This window comes from Shewanella sp. AS16, assembly GCF_021412365.1.
Lineage (GTDB): Bacteria > Pseudomonadota > Gammaproteobacteria > Enterobacterales > Shewanellaceae > Shewanella > Shewanella salipaludis.
In genome coordinates this window covers 235,986-255,355 of record NZ_JAKCLK010000004.1, presented here as the reverse complement: position 1 = coordinate 255,355, position 19,370 = coordinate 235,986, and the positions used below count along the sequence as shown (strand labels likewise).

The window sequence follows — 19,370 nt, the reverse complement described above, 5'->3', positions numbered from 1 at the left end:
AGGAGCTAGGGAGGCCGCCTATGAGTTTAATTTTTATTTTTATGGTCCGACTGAGGAGGAAGAAAGTGAGAGTAGAGTTTAAGGCGGGGACAGTGTTTTTATTGATGCTGATGTGTTTTTCTATACCGCGGTTGCAAGCCGGTGAATTGGTGCGCAATGCCATAATTACAGAAATTGCCAGCAGTTCGAATAACCAAGATGTCTTCTATCTCAGCCTGTCGGGGGGTACTGGACCCTGTGCCAATGCCTCGATCTTGTTTCCTGCAGCCAAGTCTCAGTCCAAGGAGTCTTATGCACAGGCATTCGCGATTGCATTGGCCGCTGCTGCCTCGGGGAAAAAGATCCGTATTCACAACTATGAAAATGACAGCTGTGTCGGTGCCAACTTTATTGGCATGTCTACTAATTGAACGCTATTTTGGAAAGTTTGGTGGCGAAGGAGGCTTTTTCACCTCCATTGAATATAGCTTTAAACTACATGGATATTTGAATATTATGAATAGATTTTTTATTTTTTGCTCATCTTTTCTCTTAGTTTTGTGCAGCAACAGCACAGTTGCCGGTGGCGGTTTGCCGGCGAATAAGATCGATGCGGTGGCTTTTCAAACGGGTGGCTTCTTCTTGTATGCCAAGAACTGGCCCAACCCTAATGGTTGCAGTCGAAGCGATGCCGTGGTTTTATTGGATAGTGACAAAAATTATGACAAGGCGTATAGCCTGGTGCTCATGGCTTATGCTGCGGGTAAGAGCGTCAGCGGCTATTCAGATGGCTGTATAGAATTTGATGAACAAACTTACAATACTATCAGGGGCTTCAAATACTTGCAGGTGAGATGAACAGGGACATATTTGATTATTTAAAAGTCTATTCGTGACCTTGGTGTCGATTACGTGAGTATCGGCTGTGCTTGAATTTTATGGAGTGTAATTTTTATTATGAATATAATACCTAAATGGCTGGCGTTGCCATTATGTTTGATAGCCATGGTTTCATGTTTTAATGTATATGCCGCAGTGCCAACGTGCAGCAGTGCGTCCGGTGGTTATTGTGGTTACACGGGAAAGGTAAGAAGTCTTTATGTTAATGCGGGTGATATCATTCTCCTGTACTTCGATACCCCTATGGATCCGGCTAATGCCGGTGTCGCGGGCTTTACCGTGACCAATGGCGGCGCGGCGGCAATTAGCATTTCGGCCGATTCTGAGTTTGCCAAGCTGTTTTATTCGACTGCACTGGCTGCCCAGGCGAGCAACAGAGACGTCACCATTCAGATGCGCGGCAATATTGGCTCTTATCTCAAGATAGACAGGATATGGCTTGACGAGTAGCCACCTCCATGTATCTCCTGAAGGTGGTGTAAAAGCTTTTTACCGCGGATCAACGGCGACTATCTTAAGCTGAAAAAGGGTTAGCTAACGGTCAAAGGATAGTTGGATATACCAATGCTGGCTGTTCAGAAAAGATTATTAGTGTGCCTGTTTATGATGGTGGAGCAGCCTCACGGGGGACGCGTGGATTATGCTCATATATGCAATCTGAAAGATGAGTGTTTGGGTGTGGGCATTGCGACCCTTGCTTAAATTTAGGGCTAGATGGAGCAGCATCTTGCAATCAATAAACGGCACTGTTTAACGAACTTCTATTATGCAGGTGCTGGAAATTGTGCAAGGTGACCAACCTATGATGGGAGTCCTGCACCGTTTATATAGGGAATATAGAGTGAGCAAGTTTTCGGTGTTTTGTTCAAAATTACAGCTTACAAAAATACTTGTGAGTATGTTGGATGCCGCTATTGCTTCGGTAAAAAAATATCCAAGCATGAAGATTTTTAAAACAGGTTTCACACTATGTATTGTTTCAGCCTTTAGTATGCTGACGTCCTGTTCCTCTTTACCCGAAGGCGGGCGGGAGATAGCTGTGTCATATGAGGAGCCGGCCCGGCTCCAGTTTCAGGGCAAGGGAGCCGGTGCGGGTTTTGCGTTAATGTCAACTATGGGGGCCATGGGGATTGCATTGGGGGTCGCGATAGATGAGGGGATCGCCAAGGATATTCGCTCCGTGGTATTGAGCGATGGTTTTTCGCTTGATGGCTTAATCTCCAAGGCTTTGCGGCAGAAGTCGAAAGGGCGCCTTGTGGCCGTGTATGACAGGGAATTCCCGGCAGTTTCGATGCCAAGGTTGATTATCGAGCGATATGGCTTTAAAACCACGGGCGGCGAGAATGATGCCACTTCGGCCGACATACTCGTCTCTTTTGTTTTGCCTGATATCAAGCCCATACGTGTGCATTATCCTGATGACTTCAAAACTAATGAGGGTTTTACTCCGATGGCAGCGCCACTGGCAGCATTGAAACAAGATGGGGAGCGGGGGCGAACCTTGCTCGAGGCAGGCTTCAATTCTATTTTTGATGCTTTGGCTTTACGGCAGCCACAATATTTCTAATCATACTGATTTGGGTATGCATTATAAAATACGGCGTTGAAAGCTAAGGGGGCTGATGCTGAGTTATTTTTAACATTCTACATTTTTTTGGTACAGATTTTGCGAATAAATATGGGTATTATACTGCTCCCGTTATCTCTGCTGAGTTGTGGCAATAGTTTTGCGGCGCCAACCTGGCAGACTGGGTATATCACTTCGTTACAGGCTCATGGAACAGATCCTGTCATTCGCTTGACCGGCAACGCCTCCCCAGATAATTGCAACGGTGGCACCTATGGCTGGCTTTACTTTTCCGGGTCGGCCGAGGAGAAAAGCAGAGTTTATGCCAGCGCACTGGCATTGTCGTTAGCAGGCAAAGAGGTGACTGTATACACCAATGGTGATGGTGGGACCTGCAGGATTATAAATATTCAGGTGACCTCAGGTCTGAATTGAAACGTTGTTGAATTTTATTTCTTGGATGATTTTTTGGAGGCGGAATGTTAGGAAGCAGAATGTTGGATACCAGAGTGCCAGTTGTGAGAAAGTCAGCGGCGAGAGTGTTAGGTATGCTGGTGTTGTTATTGTTGCCATTCATGGCGCAATCTGCAATGGAGCAGACGGCCGTCACCAATGTGGTCAGGTTGATATCTTATAATCAATTTGGTTCAGGCGATGTGGTATTCACCGTAAAAAATCTTGGCAGTAATTGCATTGGATATTGGATTAATCGAGATGATGCAGGTTTTGAAGCAAACCTTAGCATGCTGCTTGCCGCTTATCATGCAAAAACTCGGGTTAAAGTGGCAGGTCTGGATGATCAGAAGTGGAGTGGCAGCAACAGTCTTTTTTGTAAGTTGTATGCGATTGAATATGCAGAATAGTTTTACGCTATTGGCCATGCTAGCTTGGTGTGGGCATATGGACGATGGTTCAGAAGTATTTTCCCATTGAGATCGCGGCTGCTTAATTTGAGATTGAGGGGGTTATGGTTGTCTAAATTAGTTATAGGTTTGATAGTATTTCTTTGGGGTATGTTGGTGGCGAATGCCAGCAGTCAGTCCGGCATAGTGACTTCAATTCAGGTGCGGGACGATGGCCTGCATTGGATCTATTTGAATGGCGCGCGCGATGAGAGGCCCGCATGCGCTAGCGGGCAGGTTTACTGGATGATAAAGGATGAAAACTCCCTCTATGGCAAGAGCCAATTCAGTCTCTTGCTAACAGCCTATGCGGCTAAATCACCCGTAAGCATTATAGGCAAGGGGAGTTGTACGCGTTGGGGCGATGGTGAAGATATAGGTACTGTGCAGTTGAGATAAGTTATTTTGGTTAGTGGAGCGTTATTTTTCAATGAAGCCACAGCTCACGCTGTGGCTTCATTGTTTTTAATTGACGGAGTTATCTAACAAATTGATGTGTAGTGATATTTACTTCATAACCCCAGAAGGTAAATTTAGCCAGATGTTTGAGGGTATCTATAGAGCGGACATCTAGGCCAACCGCCAGCAATAGGGTGAAACGGGTGGCAGATATGTATCTTGATGGGTTTTCTCTCCGGTCTCGGGATATTCGGGAATGCCATACTGCTGTTGTGCATATGTCTACTCAGGGTTGAAGCCGGCGACTTACTGCATCGGCGGTCTGCGAGTCCAACACTCGCCATCGGGGTGGTATAATGTGGCTCGCGGCGATATGCAGATGCTACCACTCTTGCCGCGGCCGGCCCTTCAATGCGTCACCCGCGTTAGTTTCTGCATTTTCCATGCACCCTTGCTATAATGCCGGCTCATTTTTTGGAGGCGAGAATGGACGTATCTACTTTACTGGACGGCCTGAACGATAAACAGCGCGAAGCCGTGGCGGCGCCGCAGTCGAGCATGCTGGTGTTGGCGGGCGCAGGCAGTGGCAAGACCCGGGTCTTGACCCATAGGATCGCCTGGCTGATGCAGGTCGAACAGCAGAGTCCCTATTCCATCCTGGCGGTGACCTTCACCAACAAGGCCGCGGCCGAGATGCGCGAGCGGGTCGAGAAAGTCGCCGGCAGCAACATGGGACGCATGTGGATAGGCACCTTCCATGGCCTGGCCCACCGCTTGCTGCGCACCCACTTCCAGGACGCCGGCCTGCCCCAGAGCTTCCAGATCATAGACTCGGACGATCAGCTGCGGCTGCTCAAACGTATCCTCAAGAGCCTGAACCTGGACGAGAAACAGTATCCACCGCGCCAGGCGGCGGGTTATATCAATGCCAAGAAAGATCAGGGCCTGAGACCCAAGCACATAGACGCCGGCGGCTTCCCCATAGAGCAGAACCTGCTGAAGATTTATCAGATCTACCAGGAGTCCTGCGATCGCGCCGGGCTGGTGGATTTTGCCGAAATTTTGCTGCGGGCCCACGAGCTGTGGCTCAACAAGCCGCACCTGCTGGCCCATTACCAGGACAGGTTCAAGCACATACTGGTGGACGAGTTCCAGGACACCAACGCCATCCAGTACGCCTGGATCCGGGTGCTGGCGGGCAACACGGCCAACGTCATGATAGTGGGCGACGACGATCAGTCCATCTACGGCTGGCGCGGTGCCCAGGTGGAGAACCTGCACAGATTCCTCAAGGACTTCCCTTCGGCCAGCACCATACGCCTGGAGCAGAACTACCGCTCAACCGGCAATATTCTCAAGGCTTCCAACGAGTTGATCGCCAACAACCCCGACCGTATGGGCAAGGAGCTGTGGACCGACGACAAGGATGGCGAGCCCATCTCCCTCTACTGCGCCTTCAACGAGATGGACGAGGCGCGCTTCATCGTCGGCCGCATCAACGACTGGCAGGACAAGGGCGGCGCCTTGAGCGACTGCGCCATCCTCTATCGTTCCAATGCCCAGTCGCGGGTGTTGGAAGAAGCCCTGCTGCATAAGGGCCTGGCCTATCGCATCTATGGCGGCCTGCGCTTCTTCGAGCGTCAGGAAATCAAGGACGCCATGGGCTATCTGCGCCTCATCAATAACAAGGATGACGACGCCGCCTTCGAGAGGGTGGTCAACACCCCGCCACGCGGCATAGGCGATCGCACCCTGGACATACTGCGCAGCACCGCCCGCCAGCAGGACCTGACCCTGTGGCAGGCCTGTTTGCGGCTGCTGGAAGAGAAAGTGCTCGCCGGCCGCGCGGCCAACGCGGTGCGCGGCTTCATGGACTTGATAGTCACACTGCGTCAGGACACCCAGGAGCTGCCTCTGTATCGCATGGCAGATTCTGTGATCCAGGCCTCCGGCCTCAAGGCCATGTACGAGGCGGAAAAAGGCGAGAAGGCCCACGCCCGTATTGAAAACCTCGAGGAATTGGTCACTGCGGCGCGCACCTTCGAGATGCCGGAGGAGCTGGAGGACATGGGCGAGCTCAACGCCTTCCTGTCCCACGCGGCGCTGGAAGCCGGCGAAGGCCAGGCCGACGCCTTCAGCGACGCGGTGCAGCTGATGACGCTGCATTCGGCCAAGGGACTGGAATTTCCCATGGTATTCATGGCCGGGGTGGAAGAGGGCATCTTCCCCAGCAAGATGGCGCTGGAAGAGGGCGACCGCCTCGATGAGGAACGCCGCCTCTGTTATGTGGGCATGACCCGCGCCATGCAGAAACTCTATATCACCTACGCCGAGTCGCGGCGCATCTATGGCCGCGAGGATTACGCCAGGCCATCGCGTTTCATCAAGGAGATCCCCGCCGAGTTTGTCGAGGAGATCCGCCTCAAGGCGCAGGTGTCTGTGCCCATGGCCAATAGCCGCTTCAGCAATCAGAGCAACGCCAGGAGTGCTGCCGGCAACGACACCGGGTTCAATGTCGGTCAGCGGGTGCGTCATCCCAAGTTCGGTGATGGCAAGGTCACCAATTTCGAGGGCAGCGGCGCCCAGGCCAGGGTGCAGGTGAGCTTCAGTGACTTCGGCAGCAAGTGGTTGATGGTGGCCTATGCCCGGCTGGAGGCCTGCTAGGCCCACGCCGCCGGCACGAAATCGACAGTAAGAAATCGACAGTAAGAAACTGGTGCTACTAGCTGATGTTTAGACAAGAAATATAATAAAGCCGCAGGGAGCCGAATGAATATGAATGCCAAGTTGAGCGCCAAACTGGACGCCTACGCCCGCCTGTCGCGCATCGACAGGCCCATAGGCACCTTGCTGCTGCTCTGGCCCTGCCTGATGGCGCTGCTGTTGGCGGCGGGCGGCATGCCGGATCTCAAGGTGTTGTTGATCTTTATCCTCGGCGTTTTCATCATGCGTGCCAATGGCTGCGTGATCAACGACTTTGCCGACCGTAACCTGGATGCCCATGTGGAGCGTACCAAATCGCGGCCATTGGCCAGCGGCGAAGTCGGCAGCAAGGAGGCGCTGCTATTGTTTCTGGTGCTCGGCCTGTTGGCACTGGGCCTGGTGTTGCTGCTCAACCCCCTGGTGCTCAAGTTGTCCGTGGTCGGCATCATACTCACCATAGCCTATCCCTTCACCAAGCGGGTGACCAGCATGCCGCAGATGTTCCTCGGCATTGTCTGGAGCTGGTCCATTCCCATGGCCTATGCGGCGCAGCTGGGCGAGGTGCCGCCCGAGGCCTGGTGGCTGTTTGCCGCCAACTGGTGCTGGACAGTGGCCTACGACACCATGTACGCCATAGTGGACCGGGATGATGACTTGAAGGTGGGCATCAAATCCACCGCCATACTGTTCGGCCGCTTCGACAGGCAGATCATCGGCGCCTTCCAGCTGGCCGCGCTCTTGTGCTTTGGCGCCGCAGGTTTCGCCGCCGACCGTGGCCTGACCTACGGCCTGGGATTGCTGGCCTTCACAGGCTTTGGCCTCTACCAGCAGCGGCTGATCTTCCGCCATGAGCGCGCCGCCTGCTTCAAGGCATTTCTGAATAACAACTGGGCCGGCATGGGGTTGTTTGTGGCGCTGGGCGCCGACTACCTCTTGGGCTGACAGCTGAGTCGGGTTCTGCATAAGCGGGTATGTGGCCTGAGAGTGTGTTTTCCAAACTGGATTTGGATAAAAAGCGCGGGCTTTCAGTGCTGGTTTTTAAAGAGCGTCGACCGAGAGGGGATCAGCCATCTCCTCTTGCCTCTTCGTTTACGTGAGTCCATATCGCCCAGACTAAGCTGTCTTCCCCGTACCTATGAGCACTGAGTCAGCGCTTATTGCTTCCCATCCCGGGTTTACCTGGGGATTACAGCGGCTGGTGACGAAAGACGCTGATGGCTATGACTTGTATTTGGAGCATGGTTGGACAGGTAAGCCAAGCCTTGAACTTCCCATTAAATTTAAGTAAAGGCTTGGAATTGAAGAAAGCCATGTAAAATGTGCTTAGGTAAGATAAACATAACAAGTTGCTTGCGATTGTTGCGAGTGTGAACTCATAAGGGAAAATAGTGAACAAACCTGATTACTCAACTTATTCGATGGAAGAGCTTCTCGACTGCCAGGAGATGATTGACAAAGAGGCGTGGCCTGAACGCTATCAAGAGATATTGGCTACAATCGAGTCAAAGGTTAGTGCAAGTCCATCGCAAGCCGCAGTGAATAAACGTATTCGCTTTGAGAATTTTTGTTATGAATTATCCAGAGAGTTATGCTGGAGCTTGAGTGATGAATTTTCATCTATTGCTTCACTCTTCTCTGCACATTACAGGAATAAGCTACCAAGTGTTTTAGCCTATGAACTGTGTCCAATTTGTAATGGGGCTATCTCCGGCAGCAAAGGGTTTATAGGCTGGAAGATTAAGTGTGATAATTGCAAAATTGTCGGTAGAGTTGCTCAAATCGTTCGAAGCTCACCTTCCACAACAGGGAGTGATTGTTAATGGCTGGCGGTCATATGAGTAATGGGAAAAGGTTAAGTTATTGATAGTGTAGTTATTTTTACTCCTTTGCTATTGAGTATTCTAACAAGCAATTCTATTTTTAAGCCAGTCCAAAAAACCGAAAGCGGTTTGGTTGTGCCTGCTTCTTTCGGGGATAATGCAGTAGTAATCAAGGCCTGTTAGGGTATTTGAAACTTCATCGAGTCCTTGTCGCAACCATCCTTGAGATAACGGCATTTTAACTAAAAGCTCACTAAGGATTGCAATGCCTTGTCCGGCAAGTGCCGCCTGTAAGATCTGATTTTCATCATTATAATATCGGATAGTAAAATGCTTGTTGTCAGGGACAACACCTTCTAGCAATTCTTGATAGTTTTGCTGGGTTAGCCTGGTATTTTTCCATTTTACACATAAAAACGTCCAGTCTTCTCGTTTGTTCAAATCCTGCCAATATCTTGGGGTTGCAAAACATCCCTGGGACTCGTTGATGAGTAATTCTGCCTCCGGCTGATTGGTGAATGTGCCATAGCGGATGACCATATCAATCCCTTTGTCAGCTTCTAGATTATTGAGCTCGTCATCGGCACGAATTTGGATATCAATCTTGGGCACCATATTGTGAAAATCCCCTAAATTAGGCACCAACCACATGGCCGCAAATGAATTTGTTGTGCTTATTCGTAATGTATCCGCTGTCTCTGTGATGACATTGACGGTAAGCATCAATTCTCGCAGTACTCTGGTTGCAGTATCTGCAAGTAGCTCACCCTCTGATGTCAGTGACACCGAACGCGTATGACGTAGAAATAGCTTTAAGTGCAATGCATCCTCAAGGCTTCTTATCTGATGAGAAATTGCTGTCGGTGATACATTCAGCTCTTCAGCTGCCAGCTTAAAGCTCTTCAACCTCGCCGAGGCCTCAAAAGCCTTGATACTGGTTAATGATGGGAGGTGCTTAAACATGTGAGATGACTATAGATGAATAAAATGAATCTATAGTAAAAATCTTATCCTTTGTCAATGGAGAGTAGTGAATAGACAATGCTCAATACCTTATGTTTAACAACAGAGAGCATGTATGAAAAACCTACTTAAAATAGATGCAAGCGCACGATGTTATGATAGCGATGAGAGACGTCATAATTCAATCTCAAAAGAACTTGGTCATTTGTTTGTTGATGAATGGATGAAAAATAATCATCAAGACAGGATTGGCCGGAGAGATTTAGGGTTAACTCCTCCAACCTTTATATCACAGAGCTGGATAGCGGCAGTGTTTACGCCTCTTGAAAAGCGAACATCAGAACAGCATGAGTTGTTGGCTGAATCTGATACTTATATTGATGAGGTTGCCCAGGCCGATGTCATCATCATAACGGCGCCTATGTATAACTACGGAATGCCAGCCGTACTCAAAGCTTGGTTTGATCAGATAATACGGGTCAACAAAACTTTTACCTTCGATCTGGCAAGAGGTGATTTCCCACTTGAGCCAATTATGTCGGGTAAAACACTCATTCTTTTGTCATCTTGCGGTGAGTTTGACTTTGGACCCGGTGGGATAAGAGAGCAGATGAACCATCTGGGTCCACACATACGTGTATTGAGCAAATATCTGGGAGTTGAACATTTCTATGAGATACGCTCTGAATATCAGGAGTTTGCCGATGAACGCCATGAACTATCGCTATTGAGCGCTAAAAATTCCATTATTGAACTCGTGGATAAGTTAAATGCGGAATGCCATCACAGGTATAAAGTTTCTTAGCCTCCTCCTATGTCGCCTTTGCTCAATACCGCAGTAGAGCAAAACAGGCACAGTTGCTTCAGTGGCCGTAGAGGCAATATCTTCTACATTTTTCTCCTGGACTCTAGGTTTTTCCAGAACTCTAGGTTTTCTCCGCGAACTGTGCCTCTTGGTACCATTATCTTCGGCGGGGCGTGTTCTCCCTTTGTATTCGGCAGATAAGCCGCAGCTTATTGGCCGTCTGGGCAGATTTATTCGCCTGGTATGGATTGGTGGAAGTTCAATCTGGATCCTATAGTGTGATGTCCGGGGCTGGGGCTTGGTCTGGCTCTTGGGAGTGCTCATTGGCATTTTACCGCCGATGAAAGTGTGAACATACCATAAGGAAATACAAATATGTCAGCTAGCGCAAAGTCCATGAACTACAAGCTTGAGCTTGATACCGGCGTCATCTCGGCTAAGATCTCGCTGCAACGGTATTCGACCGCTCAGCTATTGGTAGCGGGTAAGCCTGTTGAATCGGTTAAGCTGGATGCCCCTGCGACCAGTGTCGACTTCAGTGTCGAAGGGGGAGACTATGTCAGCGCCATAGTAGATGTGAATTATAATCTGAGTGGCGGCAAGACGACTCAGTCCCAATGCAACATTTGCTTTGTGATGGACCCGAGCAGTAGCTTTGTGTGGCAGGCCACAGGCGTCCCGGCACAGGGGGATAACCCCAGTATTTTTTTGCCCGGCACAGGGAGCAACGCCACTGAGCATAAAGTTGCCACAGTCAAGGTACGGGTGGCGACGCAGGCCAATCCGGATGTGCCTCCCAGCAGCGCCAAGGTATTGAGTCCTTCCCAGGTATTTCTGGTCGATTGGAATCCTGCCGATAAAAGCATTCTGGTACGCGGCAATGCTCCCTTGGGCCAGGAGCAGCCAGATGGCAGCCAGCCGATTGACTTCCTGAACTTACAATCGGCGATTGTTGAAGCCTGTGGGGCAGCAGGAGGGCCGACTCTGGCGGAGTTGGGTAACTATGTGCTGCACGATATCGCGCTGTTATCCGATGCCGAGGAATACATCTGGGGAGATGAGTTTATGTCCTTCAGTGGTAATACAGGCGCACCCAATGGGGCGACTCAAACCTGGTTCCCGGCAACGGCTACCGTCCTACCTGGGTTTGCGACAACCACACCCACTGGCAACATGGCTCGCTGGAACATAGAACCGGATAATGTAGGTACCTTGTTGGCCGACTTGGTGGACAAGTTACAGGGCTGGATGAACACTGCCGATGAGGTTTACCATATCTATTACATCCACTGTGCCAGCGGCCATGATCGCACCGGCATGGTGGCGGCGACCTACCTGGCGAATAAGAAATTGGGGTCCATAGTCCCAGGTGAGAGTGCTGCTCACCTGGTGGATAGTGCCTTTATCATGGGCACAACGCTGATGAAACAGTCCGTTAGCGGTGGTGACATAGTGGCCAGTTGTGTCGAACTGGGCACCCTGGCGACTATCAGTCCCAGCCGTTCCCGCTGCTTCCTGGCCGACGGTGATTATAATGATACCTTTCTCAAGGCCGTCGGTATTTTACAGCCGGCCAACACACCTTATGCATTGGGTGCGGATACAGGCCGTACCCCCAAGGCCTATGTGGCGACTCTCTATCCCTGGGAGGCAGCCTGTTAAGGCCGTTTGTCAGGCATAACCGCCGGGTCTTGGGGAAACTCCAGGCCTGGTGCTCATCCTGGTTCTTGCTATCTGGATTTGTATGCCGGCTCCCGCGACCAAGTTGTTTGGTGGGTGCAGTTCCTTCTGGGTACCGGAGAGGTACATGTTCGTGACTGGCTTTGTATTTTTAGCAGCATCAATTGAGTATTGATATTTTATGCCTGGGTCTATGCATCATATTGGCTGCACTTCCACCCTGTTGCGGCCGTTATTCTTGGCCTGATATAACAGGGCATCGGCCAGATGGATGGCATCAAATACATTGCGTTGCTGAGGCCGGTATTGCACCAGGCCAAAACTGGCGGTCATCTTCAATGCTTGTCCTTGAACATGGAAAGTCTCGGTTTCAATTACCGCCCTGAGATGATCTATCATGGCCGCGGCGCTTGGCAAATCCTCGGCTTGCAACACCAGGGCAAACTCCTCGCCGCCCAGCCGCCCGACCAGGTCCTGCTCTCTGGTATGCTGTTCCAGCACTCGAGCCACAGTTTTCAACGCCAGATCGCCGACTTCATGCCCATGGCTGTCGTTAATGGCTTTGAAGTGATCTATGTCGGCGACCGCAATGAAAGTTGTATCTGGCTGTTTTGCATTCTTGGACAAACGTCGACGAAAAGCCTCATTTAGCCCCCTGCGGTTCAACAGCTTAGTGAGATCATCCGTGTAAGCCAGCGAGCGCATCTTGGCTGCTAAATCGTCTGCCAGCATGAGTACAGAAAAAGCCCCCAAACCCGCGTAAGCCGCCGGCATGGTCAAATAATTAATCTTCTGATACAGCAAGGTATATGCTTGCTGCTGCTCGACACCATGCATCAAGGCGACACCGCAAACGGCCGTTTCTACCAGGGCAAACAGGCCCAGCATGGTGGCACAGCTCCATTCGGCGGGTCTTAACTTGCGCTGTGCCTGGCAGAGGGTATAGATGCAGGCGAGTGACATGAGCAGGGCACTGAAGGGCAACAAGGCGACCCGAATACCAAAATGGGGCTGCAAAACAGTGAAATAGAAGAGTACCACTTCTATGGTAAGCCCATATCCGAACAACCAGCCGGGGAAGGCCTTCCATCCTGCCCTCTGACGATAGCCGGCGAGGGCAAAGCCTTGTACCAGCAGCGACAGGCTGTTGACAAAGATCCAGTAGGTTTGATTGGAGCTGAACAACTCCCTTCCTGCATTGGTCAATACATTCAGTGTCGCCAGCCAAAAGGTAAGCGACCAGAGCAAGACATAGGTCTTGCGGGAGATAGACAGCCAAGACACAAGAAACACGCTGCCTAACATCAGATTCACCAACAACATGGTGACAAAAACATACTCGATTGCGGACATGAATAGCATTTTGCGGGCATTTCACAGGGTCCTCATCCTAGCATATAAACGCTGGCAGCGAGACTGAAGAATGGGCTTGCCGGCGCTTGTACGGCGGCACTCCTGGTGTTTATCCTCGGCGGACAGCTTAGCTGGTTGGCAGGTTTATCATGGCCGCAGGCCAATGGATAGCTACCGGATATGGCTAGGAGCCGTGTAGCTCAAAGGCAATAGGCTGGTTAACCCCATGCTGCTGGCCGTTTGCCTCATTCCTGTGGCCAAGATGCTGTACAGATCTGGCTTCGGCTGAAAGATTTGGCTATACATAAGCCTATGTAACCATTCATTTCCTCGACTGGTCTGCGGACTTTGGCTGGCACTCTAGTGATCTGCACCCTCCAGGTAGTACAATGCCGGGCGTGTTATTGGCTCATAGCTTTGTCGGCGGTCGGTTTGATCATAGCCTCTGTGAGTCGTGGAACTGTTGAATTAACAAGGAGTCGTTATGTATATTCCACCCGGTTATAGCTGTATTTCCCCCTATATGTTGGTCGAAGGTGCCGAGGGTTTGGTGGCTTTTCTAACCCAGGCCTTCGATGCGGTCGAGACCAGTCGTTCGCTGCGCGCCGACGGCAAGATTGCCAATGCCGAGATGCGCATAGGTGATTGCATCTTCATGCTGAGCGAGGCGACCGAGATCTGTGCCCCCATGCCGGCTTCCTATTATCTTTATGTCGAGAATGCCGATGCCAGCATGGCGAAGGCGTTGGCTGCCGGCGCGACCCAGATCCTGGGGGTGGCCGACAGGCCCTATGGTGACCGGCAGGGTGGGGTGCGGGACTGCTGCGGCAATCTCTGGTGGATCTCCCAGCACCTGCAGCCGGGTGCTTACTGACCCAACTTCAGGGCTTGGGACTGTCACGGCTATTGGCCAAGAGAAACGCGACGGCACGGACTCAGGCGTTGGCCAGGCCCGTAATAGGGAGATGAATCTATGATATTGCAGACATTGCTGGGGATAGAGCTCCCCATCATCCAGGCGCCCATGGCCGGGGTGCAGGGGGGAGCGCTGGCGTTGGCGGTTGCAAATGCAGGTGGCCTGGGGTCCTTGCCCTGCGCCATATTGTCCCCGGATGCGCTGAGGACGGCACTGGACCACTTTCGCGCCGCCACGGATAAGCCTTTGAATGTGAATTTCTTCTGCCATAGCATGCCCGAGGCTGATGAAACTCGGCTGTCGGCCTGGCGAGCGAGTCTGGCACCTTATTATCAGGAATTCGGTTTGGATGCTCAGGCTCGGGGCGGCGGCGCGCAGCGCCGTCCCTTCGATGCTCAAACCGCTGAGCTGCTGAGCGAGTATCGGCCCGAGGTGGTGAGTTTTCACTTCGGCCTGCCGTCGCTGGCACTCATGCTGCAGGTCAAGGCCTGGGGGGCCAAGGTGATGTCGACGGCCACCAGCGTCGCCGAGGCTTGCTGGCTCGAGGAGCATGGGGTGGATGTCATCATAGCCCAGGGATTGGAGGCCGGCGGCCATAGGGGGCACTTTCTGAGTGATGATCTCAGCGAGCAGAGCGGTATCTTCGCCCTGTTGCCGCAGATAAAGGCCGCCGTCTCTGTGCCTGTGGTCGCGGCCGGGGGCATATGTGACGCCGACTCAGTCAGGGCTGCCATGGCACTCGGCGCCGCCGGGGTGCAGGTCGGCACCGCATATCTCCTATGCCCTGAGGCCGACACCAGTGAGGTGCATAGACGGGCGCTGCAAAGCGAGGCCGCCCGCCATACGGCGCTGACAAGCCTATTCTCCGGCCGCCCCGCCCGCGGCATAGTCAATCGCCTGATGCGGGAGCTTGGGCATGGGCCTGAGGCAGTGCCGCCATTTCCCTTGGCCTCGGCCGCCTTGGCCCCCTTGAGGGCCGCGGCCGAAGCCAAGGGCAGGGGCGATTTCAGCCCCCTCTGGTGCGGTCAGAATGCCAGTGGCTGCAGGGCCATTGCCGCCGCCGATCTGACCCTGCAGCTGGCAGAAGGCTTGGTGGGTTGAGGTTGGTATGCGCCGGGTTTATCGTGTCCTGTGAATTCGGCTGTGCGCCCTTCTGTGGCATAGACTCAGGGGGCGAGACCATGGCGATGGCGGCGAATTGGGCTATGCTGTTTTAATCCTATTGTGACCAGGATGGATGGCAAATCATAACTAGAGTGGAATCTGTTTTTCTGCTTATCTTGATGTAATTTATGATTTTATGCGGATATGTTTTGTTTGAAACAGGAATAAGGAAATCCCATGAAAACAGCATTAACCTATACAGTGAATTCGGGTGACAGCATTTCCAATCTCGCCATGGCCCTGTCGGGCGCCGCGGGCGTGACGGTCGAGGAGGTGACGGCTGCCAATCCGGATATCAACCCCAATGCCTTGCAGATAGGCTCGGTATTGAGCATTCCGAGCCAGGGCGAGCGCCTCAACTATACAGTGCTGCACGGGGATACCCTTTCGGGTATTTGCGCCGGCTTAGCCGAATGCACGAATATGACGGCTGCGGCGATCGAGACCAGCAACCCGGCGGTGTCGCCGAACGCGATATTTCCCGGGCAGCAACTGAAGATCCCGCAAACCCATGGCGCAGCAGCCCCCATGCCGGTGACGGACGCCGAGTATCGGGGCTATTGGGCCTGGACCTACTCCCAGAGTGCGGTGCCGGCCAATGCCACCATGAGCATGGCGTTCAGTGGTTGGGCCGATGTGCAAACCGCATTACAGGACAGTGCACCCAAGCTGGCACATCTGGTGGGCACCAAGTTCCTCTGTGTCGGCGGTGGCAACCAGAGTGGCGCCTTTACCAGCGCAAACTTAACCGCCCTGACCGCGGCGATCCAGGCGGGGGAATGTGTGGGCTATGAGGGTATCGCCTACGACGTGGAAGAGGGCTACTCTGGGCTGGAGAGCCTGTTTACCGCTTCGTTCGCCACGGCGAAGAGCAAGGGTTTCAAGGTGCTGGTCACGGTCAGCCATTCGGCCCCTTACGGCATCACAGACAGTGCCGCGCTGATGAAGAGCTTCTTCGCCGATGCCAATATCGACTTTCTTTCGCCACAGCTCTATACCAGTGGCAAGGAAACCAGTAACGACTACAGCACCAGCCATGGTGTCAGTTGGTCCGACTATGCCGCTTGCAAGGCCAAAATAGTCCCCAGCCTAGTCAATGCCTCCATGTATGACGCCGCCAAAGACTATTTTGCCGGGCAAGGTGTCAGCATCCGAGGTTTCGTCCAGTGGGCCCAGAGCTAATGTGAGCCGGGGCTATTTGGCTCGGCTCCTGTCGACAGGGCTGGTATGCCGGCCCTGTCTTTGCGGCTTGCTGCCTTTATCCGGCTCGGTTAGCGGTTGAAGAAGCTAAATACCCTGGCCAGGCCCTCTGTGATTTGCGCCGGTTTCATACCGGCAAATCCCAGGCGAACATACCTGTTGCGATTGTTTTCTGGCTTGAGATGAAAATGGGCCTCTGCCAGCAAGTAGACATCCTGTGATTGACTGTATTGCTCCAGCTCGCTGGCATCCCGTTTCACATCCAGCCAGATTGCCATGCCGCCGGCGGGAATGTTGAAGTCGATATCCAGCCCACCTTGTTGGTATTGCTGCAGCTCGCTGACCAGGTGATCCCGGCGCTGCTGGTATAACTTGGTGGTCCTTCTCAGGTGGCGTTCAAATGCCCCCTCTTGCATCCAGCGGCCGATGGCCTCCTGCATCAATACATTCGGTTTATGGTTCATCACGCTGCGGTAGTTGATGAGCGCCGGGGCCAGCGAGGCATCCACGGCGATGAAGCCGATGCGACAGCCGGGAAACATGATTTTGGAGAAGGTCGACAGGTAAATCACCAGCCCGAGCGGATCGTCGGCGGCCAGGGGTGCCAGGGGCTGACTCGAATAGTGGAATTCATGATCATAGTCGTCTTCAACTATGGCCACATTATGCGCCGCCGCCAGGCGGTATATTCTGTTTCGCTCATGCACAGGCAGGGTCACAGTGGTGGGATATTGGTGCAGGGGGGTCAGGTAAATCAGCGAGATGCTGCGACTGCTGATGAGCTCAGTCAGGTGGTCCATGTCTATGCCGCCGGCGTGTTGCTTGATGGCGACCAGCTCGGCGCCTGCGGTCTCGAAGGCATTCCATGCCGGTCGATAGCCCAGGGATTCGACGGCCACCTTGGCCCCCGGCTGCAGCAGTACCCGGGAGATGATATACAGGGCTTCCTGGGAACCGTTGACGCTAATGATGTCTTTATTGGTGATGGAGCGGACCCGTCGCAGATAGGTCATTATCTGCTCTATGAACTTGGGGTTGCCGCTGTTGTTGCCATAGGACAGAGTTTTGGAGTCCGGTCGTGACAGGCAGTCACTCATGAAGGGCTTGAATTCATGGAAGGGAAAGGCGGCTATGTCCGGGTGACCACCGGCAAAATTGTATCGATATTCATGGGCCGCCTTGCCTGCCTTGGCTATGGCAGGCTGCGGAGCCAGTTGCCACTGGAATTTGGCCTGACTGACGGCGACAGGCGCCTGGGCATGACGACTCGACTCTATGGGGAAATGGTCGACGACCCGGTAGCCTTTGCGCTCCACGGATTCCAGCCAACCCTGCGCCACCAGCTCCTGGTAGGCCGCCATTATGGTATGGCGATTGACCTGCAACTGCCCTGCGAGTTGCCGGGCCGAAGGCAGCGGCTCTTTGGCCTTGAGCTGTCCCGTGTGGATGGCGGAGCGGATGGCCCGTGCAATCCGCAAGAATTGGGGTTTGAGTTGTGCATCCAAGGTCAGGGACAGGGTTTTCATTGCTGGTATAGGTACTTTTTGAAATCTGGAGGTTTAACTTATACCAGAAGCTGCAAGACTATCCCAGCAGAGAGCCCATGAATGCATCCCATCTGGGCGTCTCATTCGAGATTTCCATTCCCAAACTGTTGGAGCCATAAATTGAACCCCTTAACCCTTCCCTTCGACCCCCAACCCCTCAGCTTATCCACAGAGGATATCTGCTTGCGACCCCTAAGCCTGGATGATGCCGAAGGCTTCTATCATGCCGGCAATCATGCCTGCCTCTGGCAATGGGTCACGCCGAATCGTTGCCAGACTCTGGCAAGCGCCCAAGACTGGATTGAAGAGTCACTGGCGATGCAGCGTCAAGGTCTGCATCTGCCTTTCGTGATCCTGGATAATCCCAGTCAAGAGATCATCGGCAGTACCCGCTATTGCGCTACCAGAAAGGCCGACCGGATCATAGAGATTGGTTTCACCTTCATTACCCCAAAATTCCAGCGCACCCATGTGAATACCCAGGCCAAGTATCTGTTGCTGCAGCATGCTTTCGAGCGATTGGTGGCCGTCAGGGTCGAACTTAAAACCCACGAGAACAATCAACAATCGCGCCGCGCCATAGGCCGGATTGGCGGCCACTTCGAAGGCGTGTTGCGCAACTATCGCCTCCTGCCCGACGGCAGCAGCAGAAACACCGCCATGTTCAGCATCACGATGCAGGAATGGCCGCGGGTGAAGCTGGAATTGCAGGCAAAAATGGCGCCGGCCAGAGGCCAGGCCGAAGCATTACAGACACTTGAATAACGACAGAGGCTGCAATAGCGGCTAATAACATGAGGCATTAGCAGATGTATATTCCGGACGCAATGAAGATGGACTCCATGGAGAGCATTCACAACTTCATCGAAGAATTCAGTTTCGCCGCCTTGGTTTCAGACCGGCTCGAGGGGGAGCAGCTGCCCTTGCTGCTGAAGAAAACCGAGGGTGACCAAGGCACCCTCTATGGGCATTTTTCCAGGGCCAACAAGCACCTGAATTCCCTGGGTGGCAAGCAAGTGCTGGTGATATTCCAGGGGCCCCATGACTATATCTCTCCGCGCTGGTATGCATCCAGACCCGCGGTGCCCACCTGGAATTATGCGACCGCCCATGCGCTGGGGGAAATACACTTGTTATCCGCCGGGGAAACTGTGGCAGTCGTCGAAGAGGCGGTGCATCAATATGAGCCCTCGTTGACGGGGAACCAGGATATCATTCCGGATGAATACCGGGACATGTTAATCCGGGGGATTGTTGGTTTTAAAATTGTGATCACTCGGCTTGAGGGCAAACTGAAACTGGGCCAGCACAGGAAGGCTGCAGATCAGCTCGGTGTCGTCGACGGCCTGCAGGCATCCGCCTCGCCGCAGGCCAGGGCATTGCTCGGCTATATGCAAAAAATTGCCACCGGCATGGGGGGCTAGCGTGTGCGGCTCGGTTGGAAATGCTCAGGACAGCCTGACGGACAATCC

19 protein-coding genes are annotated in these 19,370 nt (G+C 52.9%); 16 read left to right on the top strand and 3 right to left on the bottom strand.

Annotated elements, in window-relative coordinates:
• Positions 1-20: 20 nt before the first annotated feature.
• From LZP73_RS13270 to LZP73_RS13230, 9 genes are all read left to right on the top strand, one after another.
• Positions 21-410, top strand: coding sequence for a DUF5992 family protein (locus LZP73_RS13270; RefSeq protein ID WP_234235486.1), 390 nt, complete (start codon positions 21-23; stop codon positions 408-410).
• A complete protein-coding gene (locus LZP73_RS13265; RefSeq protein WP_234235485.1) occupies positions 358-837 on the top strand; it encodes a hypothetical protein in 480 nt (159 codons plus the stop codon). The genes LZP73_RS13270 and LZP73_RS13265 overlap by 53 nt, the downstream gene beginning before the upstream one ends.
• Before the next feature lie 285 nt (positions 838-1,122).
• Complete coding sequence (locus tag LZP73_RS13260; protein ID WP_234235484.1) at positions 1,123-1,329, top strand: hypothetical protein; 207 nt, start codon at positions 1,123-1,125, stop codon at positions 1,327-1,329.
• Between the two features lie 391 nt (positions 1,330-1,720).
• Positions 1,721-2,446: a hypothetical protein gene (locus LZP73_RS13255; protein WP_234235483.1), complete on the top strand. Its 726-nt coding sequence runs from the start codon at positions 1,721-1,723 to the stop codon at positions 2,444-2,446.
• A gap of 494 nt (positions 2,447-2,940) precedes the next feature.
• Positions 2,941-3,309 (top strand): hypothetical protein, encoded by a 369-nt coding sequence (locus LZP73_RS13250; RefSeq protein ID WP_234235482.1) that lies wholly within the window; start codon positions 2,941-2,943, stop codon positions 3,307-3,309.
• A 108-nt stretch (positions 3,310-3,417) separates the two neighbouring features.
• Entirely contained in the window at positions 3,418-3,747 is a 330-nt protein-coding gene (locus tag LZP73_RS13245) for a hypothetical protein (RefSeq protein WP_234235481.1), read from the top strand.
• Positions 3,748-4,233: 486 nt separating this feature from the next.
• Positions 4,234-6,411, top strand: a complete 2,178-nt coding sequence (uvrD, locus tag LZP73_RS13240; RefSeq protein ID WP_234235480.1) for a DNA helicase II — start codon at positions 4,234-4,236, stop codon at positions 6,409-6,411.
• A 111-nt stretch (positions 6,412-6,522) separates the two neighbouring features.
• A complete protein-coding gene (ubiA, locus tag LZP73_RS13235; RefSeq protein ID WP_234235503.1) occupies positions 6,523-7,392 on the top strand; it encodes a 4-hydroxybenzoate octaprenyltransferase in 870 nt (289 codons plus the stop codon).
• A gap of 446 nt (positions 7,393-7,838) precedes the next feature.
• Positions 7,839-8,270 carry a hypothetical protein gene (locus LZP73_RS13230; RefSeq protein ID WP_234235479.1) on the top strand — a complete coding sequence of 144 codons (432 nt, stop codon included), beginning with the start codon at positions 7,839-7,841 and terminating at the stop codon, positions 8,268-8,270.
• 81 nt (positions 8,271-8,351) lie between these two features.
• Here LZP73_RS13230 and LZP73_RS13225 read toward each other — a convergent pair whose 3' ends face one another.
• A complete protein-coding gene (locus LZP73_RS13225; protein WP_234235478.1) occupies positions 8,352-9,233 on the bottom strand; it encodes a LysR family transcriptional regulator in 882 nt (293 codons plus the stop codon).
• Between the two features lie 115 nt (positions 9,234-9,348).
• On the opposite strand from LZP73_RS13225, the gene LZP73_RS13220 reads away from it, so the two are divergent.
• Together LZP73_RS13220 and LZP73_RS13215 are read left to right on the top strand one after the other, a co-directional pair.
• Complete coding sequence (locus LZP73_RS13220; RefSeq protein WP_234235477.1) at positions 9,349-10,038, top strand: FMN-dependent NADH-azoreductase; 690 nt, start codon at positions 9,349-9,351, stop codon at positions 10,036-10,038.
• Between the two features lie 375 nt (positions 10,039-10,413).
• Positions 10,414-11,700, top strand: coding sequence for a hypothetical protein (locus LZP73_RS13215; protein WP_234235476.1), 1,287 nt, complete (start codon positions 10,414-10,416; stop codon positions 11,698-11,700).
• A gap of 216 nt (positions 11,701-11,916) precedes the next feature.
• On the opposite strand, the gene LZP73_RS13210 is transcribed toward LZP73_RS13215, so the two are convergent.
• Positions 11,917-13,071, bottom strand: coding sequence for a GGDEF domain-containing protein (locus tag LZP73_RS13210; RefSeq protein WP_234235475.1), 1,155 nt, complete (start codon positions 13,069-13,071; stop codon positions 11,917-11,919).
• A 484-nt stretch (positions 13,072-13,555) separates the two neighbouring features.
• Here LZP73_RS13210 and LZP73_RS13205 point away from each other — a divergent pair, with 484 nt between their 5' ends.
• The 3 genes from LZP73_RS13205 (at position 13,556) to LZP73_RS13195 (ending at position 16,333) form a co-directional block, all read left to right on the top strand.
• Entirely contained in the window at positions 13,556-13,945 is a 390-nt protein-coding gene (locus LZP73_RS13205) for a VOC family protein (RefSeq protein WP_234235474.1), read from the top strand.
• A gap of 99 nt (positions 13,946-14,044) precedes the next feature.
• Positions 14,045-15,088, top strand: coding sequence for an NAD(P)H-dependent flavin oxidoreductase (locus LZP73_RS13200; protein ID WP_234235473.1), 1,044 nt, complete (start codon positions 14,045-14,047; stop codon positions 15,086-15,088).
• Between the two features lie 240 nt (positions 15,089-15,328).
• Entirely contained in the window at positions 15,329-16,333 is a 1,005-nt protein-coding gene (locus LZP73_RS13195) for a LysM peptidoglycan-binding domain-containing protein (protein ID WP_234235472.1), read from the top strand.
• 89 nt (positions 16,334-16,422) lie between these two features.
• On the opposite strand, the gene pdxR is transcribed toward LZP73_RS13195, so the two are convergent.
• Entirely contained in the window at positions 16,423-17,877 is a 1,455-nt protein-coding gene (gene pdxR / locus LZP73_RS13190) for a MocR-like pyridoxine biosynthesis transcription factor PdxR (RefSeq protein WP_234235471.1), read from the bottom strand.
• A gap of 204 nt (positions 17,878-18,081) precedes the next feature.
• Here pdxR and LZP73_RS13185 point away from each other — a divergent pair, with 204 nt between their 5' ends.
• Together LZP73_RS13185 and LZP73_RS13180 are read left to right on the top strand one after the other, a co-directional pair.
• The gene (locus LZP73_RS13185; RefSeq protein ID WP_234235470.1) at positions 18,082-18,663 is read left to right on the top strand and encodes a GNAT family N-acetyltransferase; all 582 of its coding nucleotides are present in this window, start codon (positions 18,082-18,084) and stop codon (positions 18,661-18,663) included.
• Between the two features lie 44 nt (positions 18,664-18,707).
• Complete coding sequence (locus tag LZP73_RS13180; RefSeq protein WP_234235469.1) at positions 18,708-19,322, top strand: FMN-binding negative transcriptional regulator; 615 nt, start codon at positions 18,708-18,710, stop codon at positions 19,320-19,322.
• Positions 19,323-19,370: the final 48 nt, after the last annotated feature.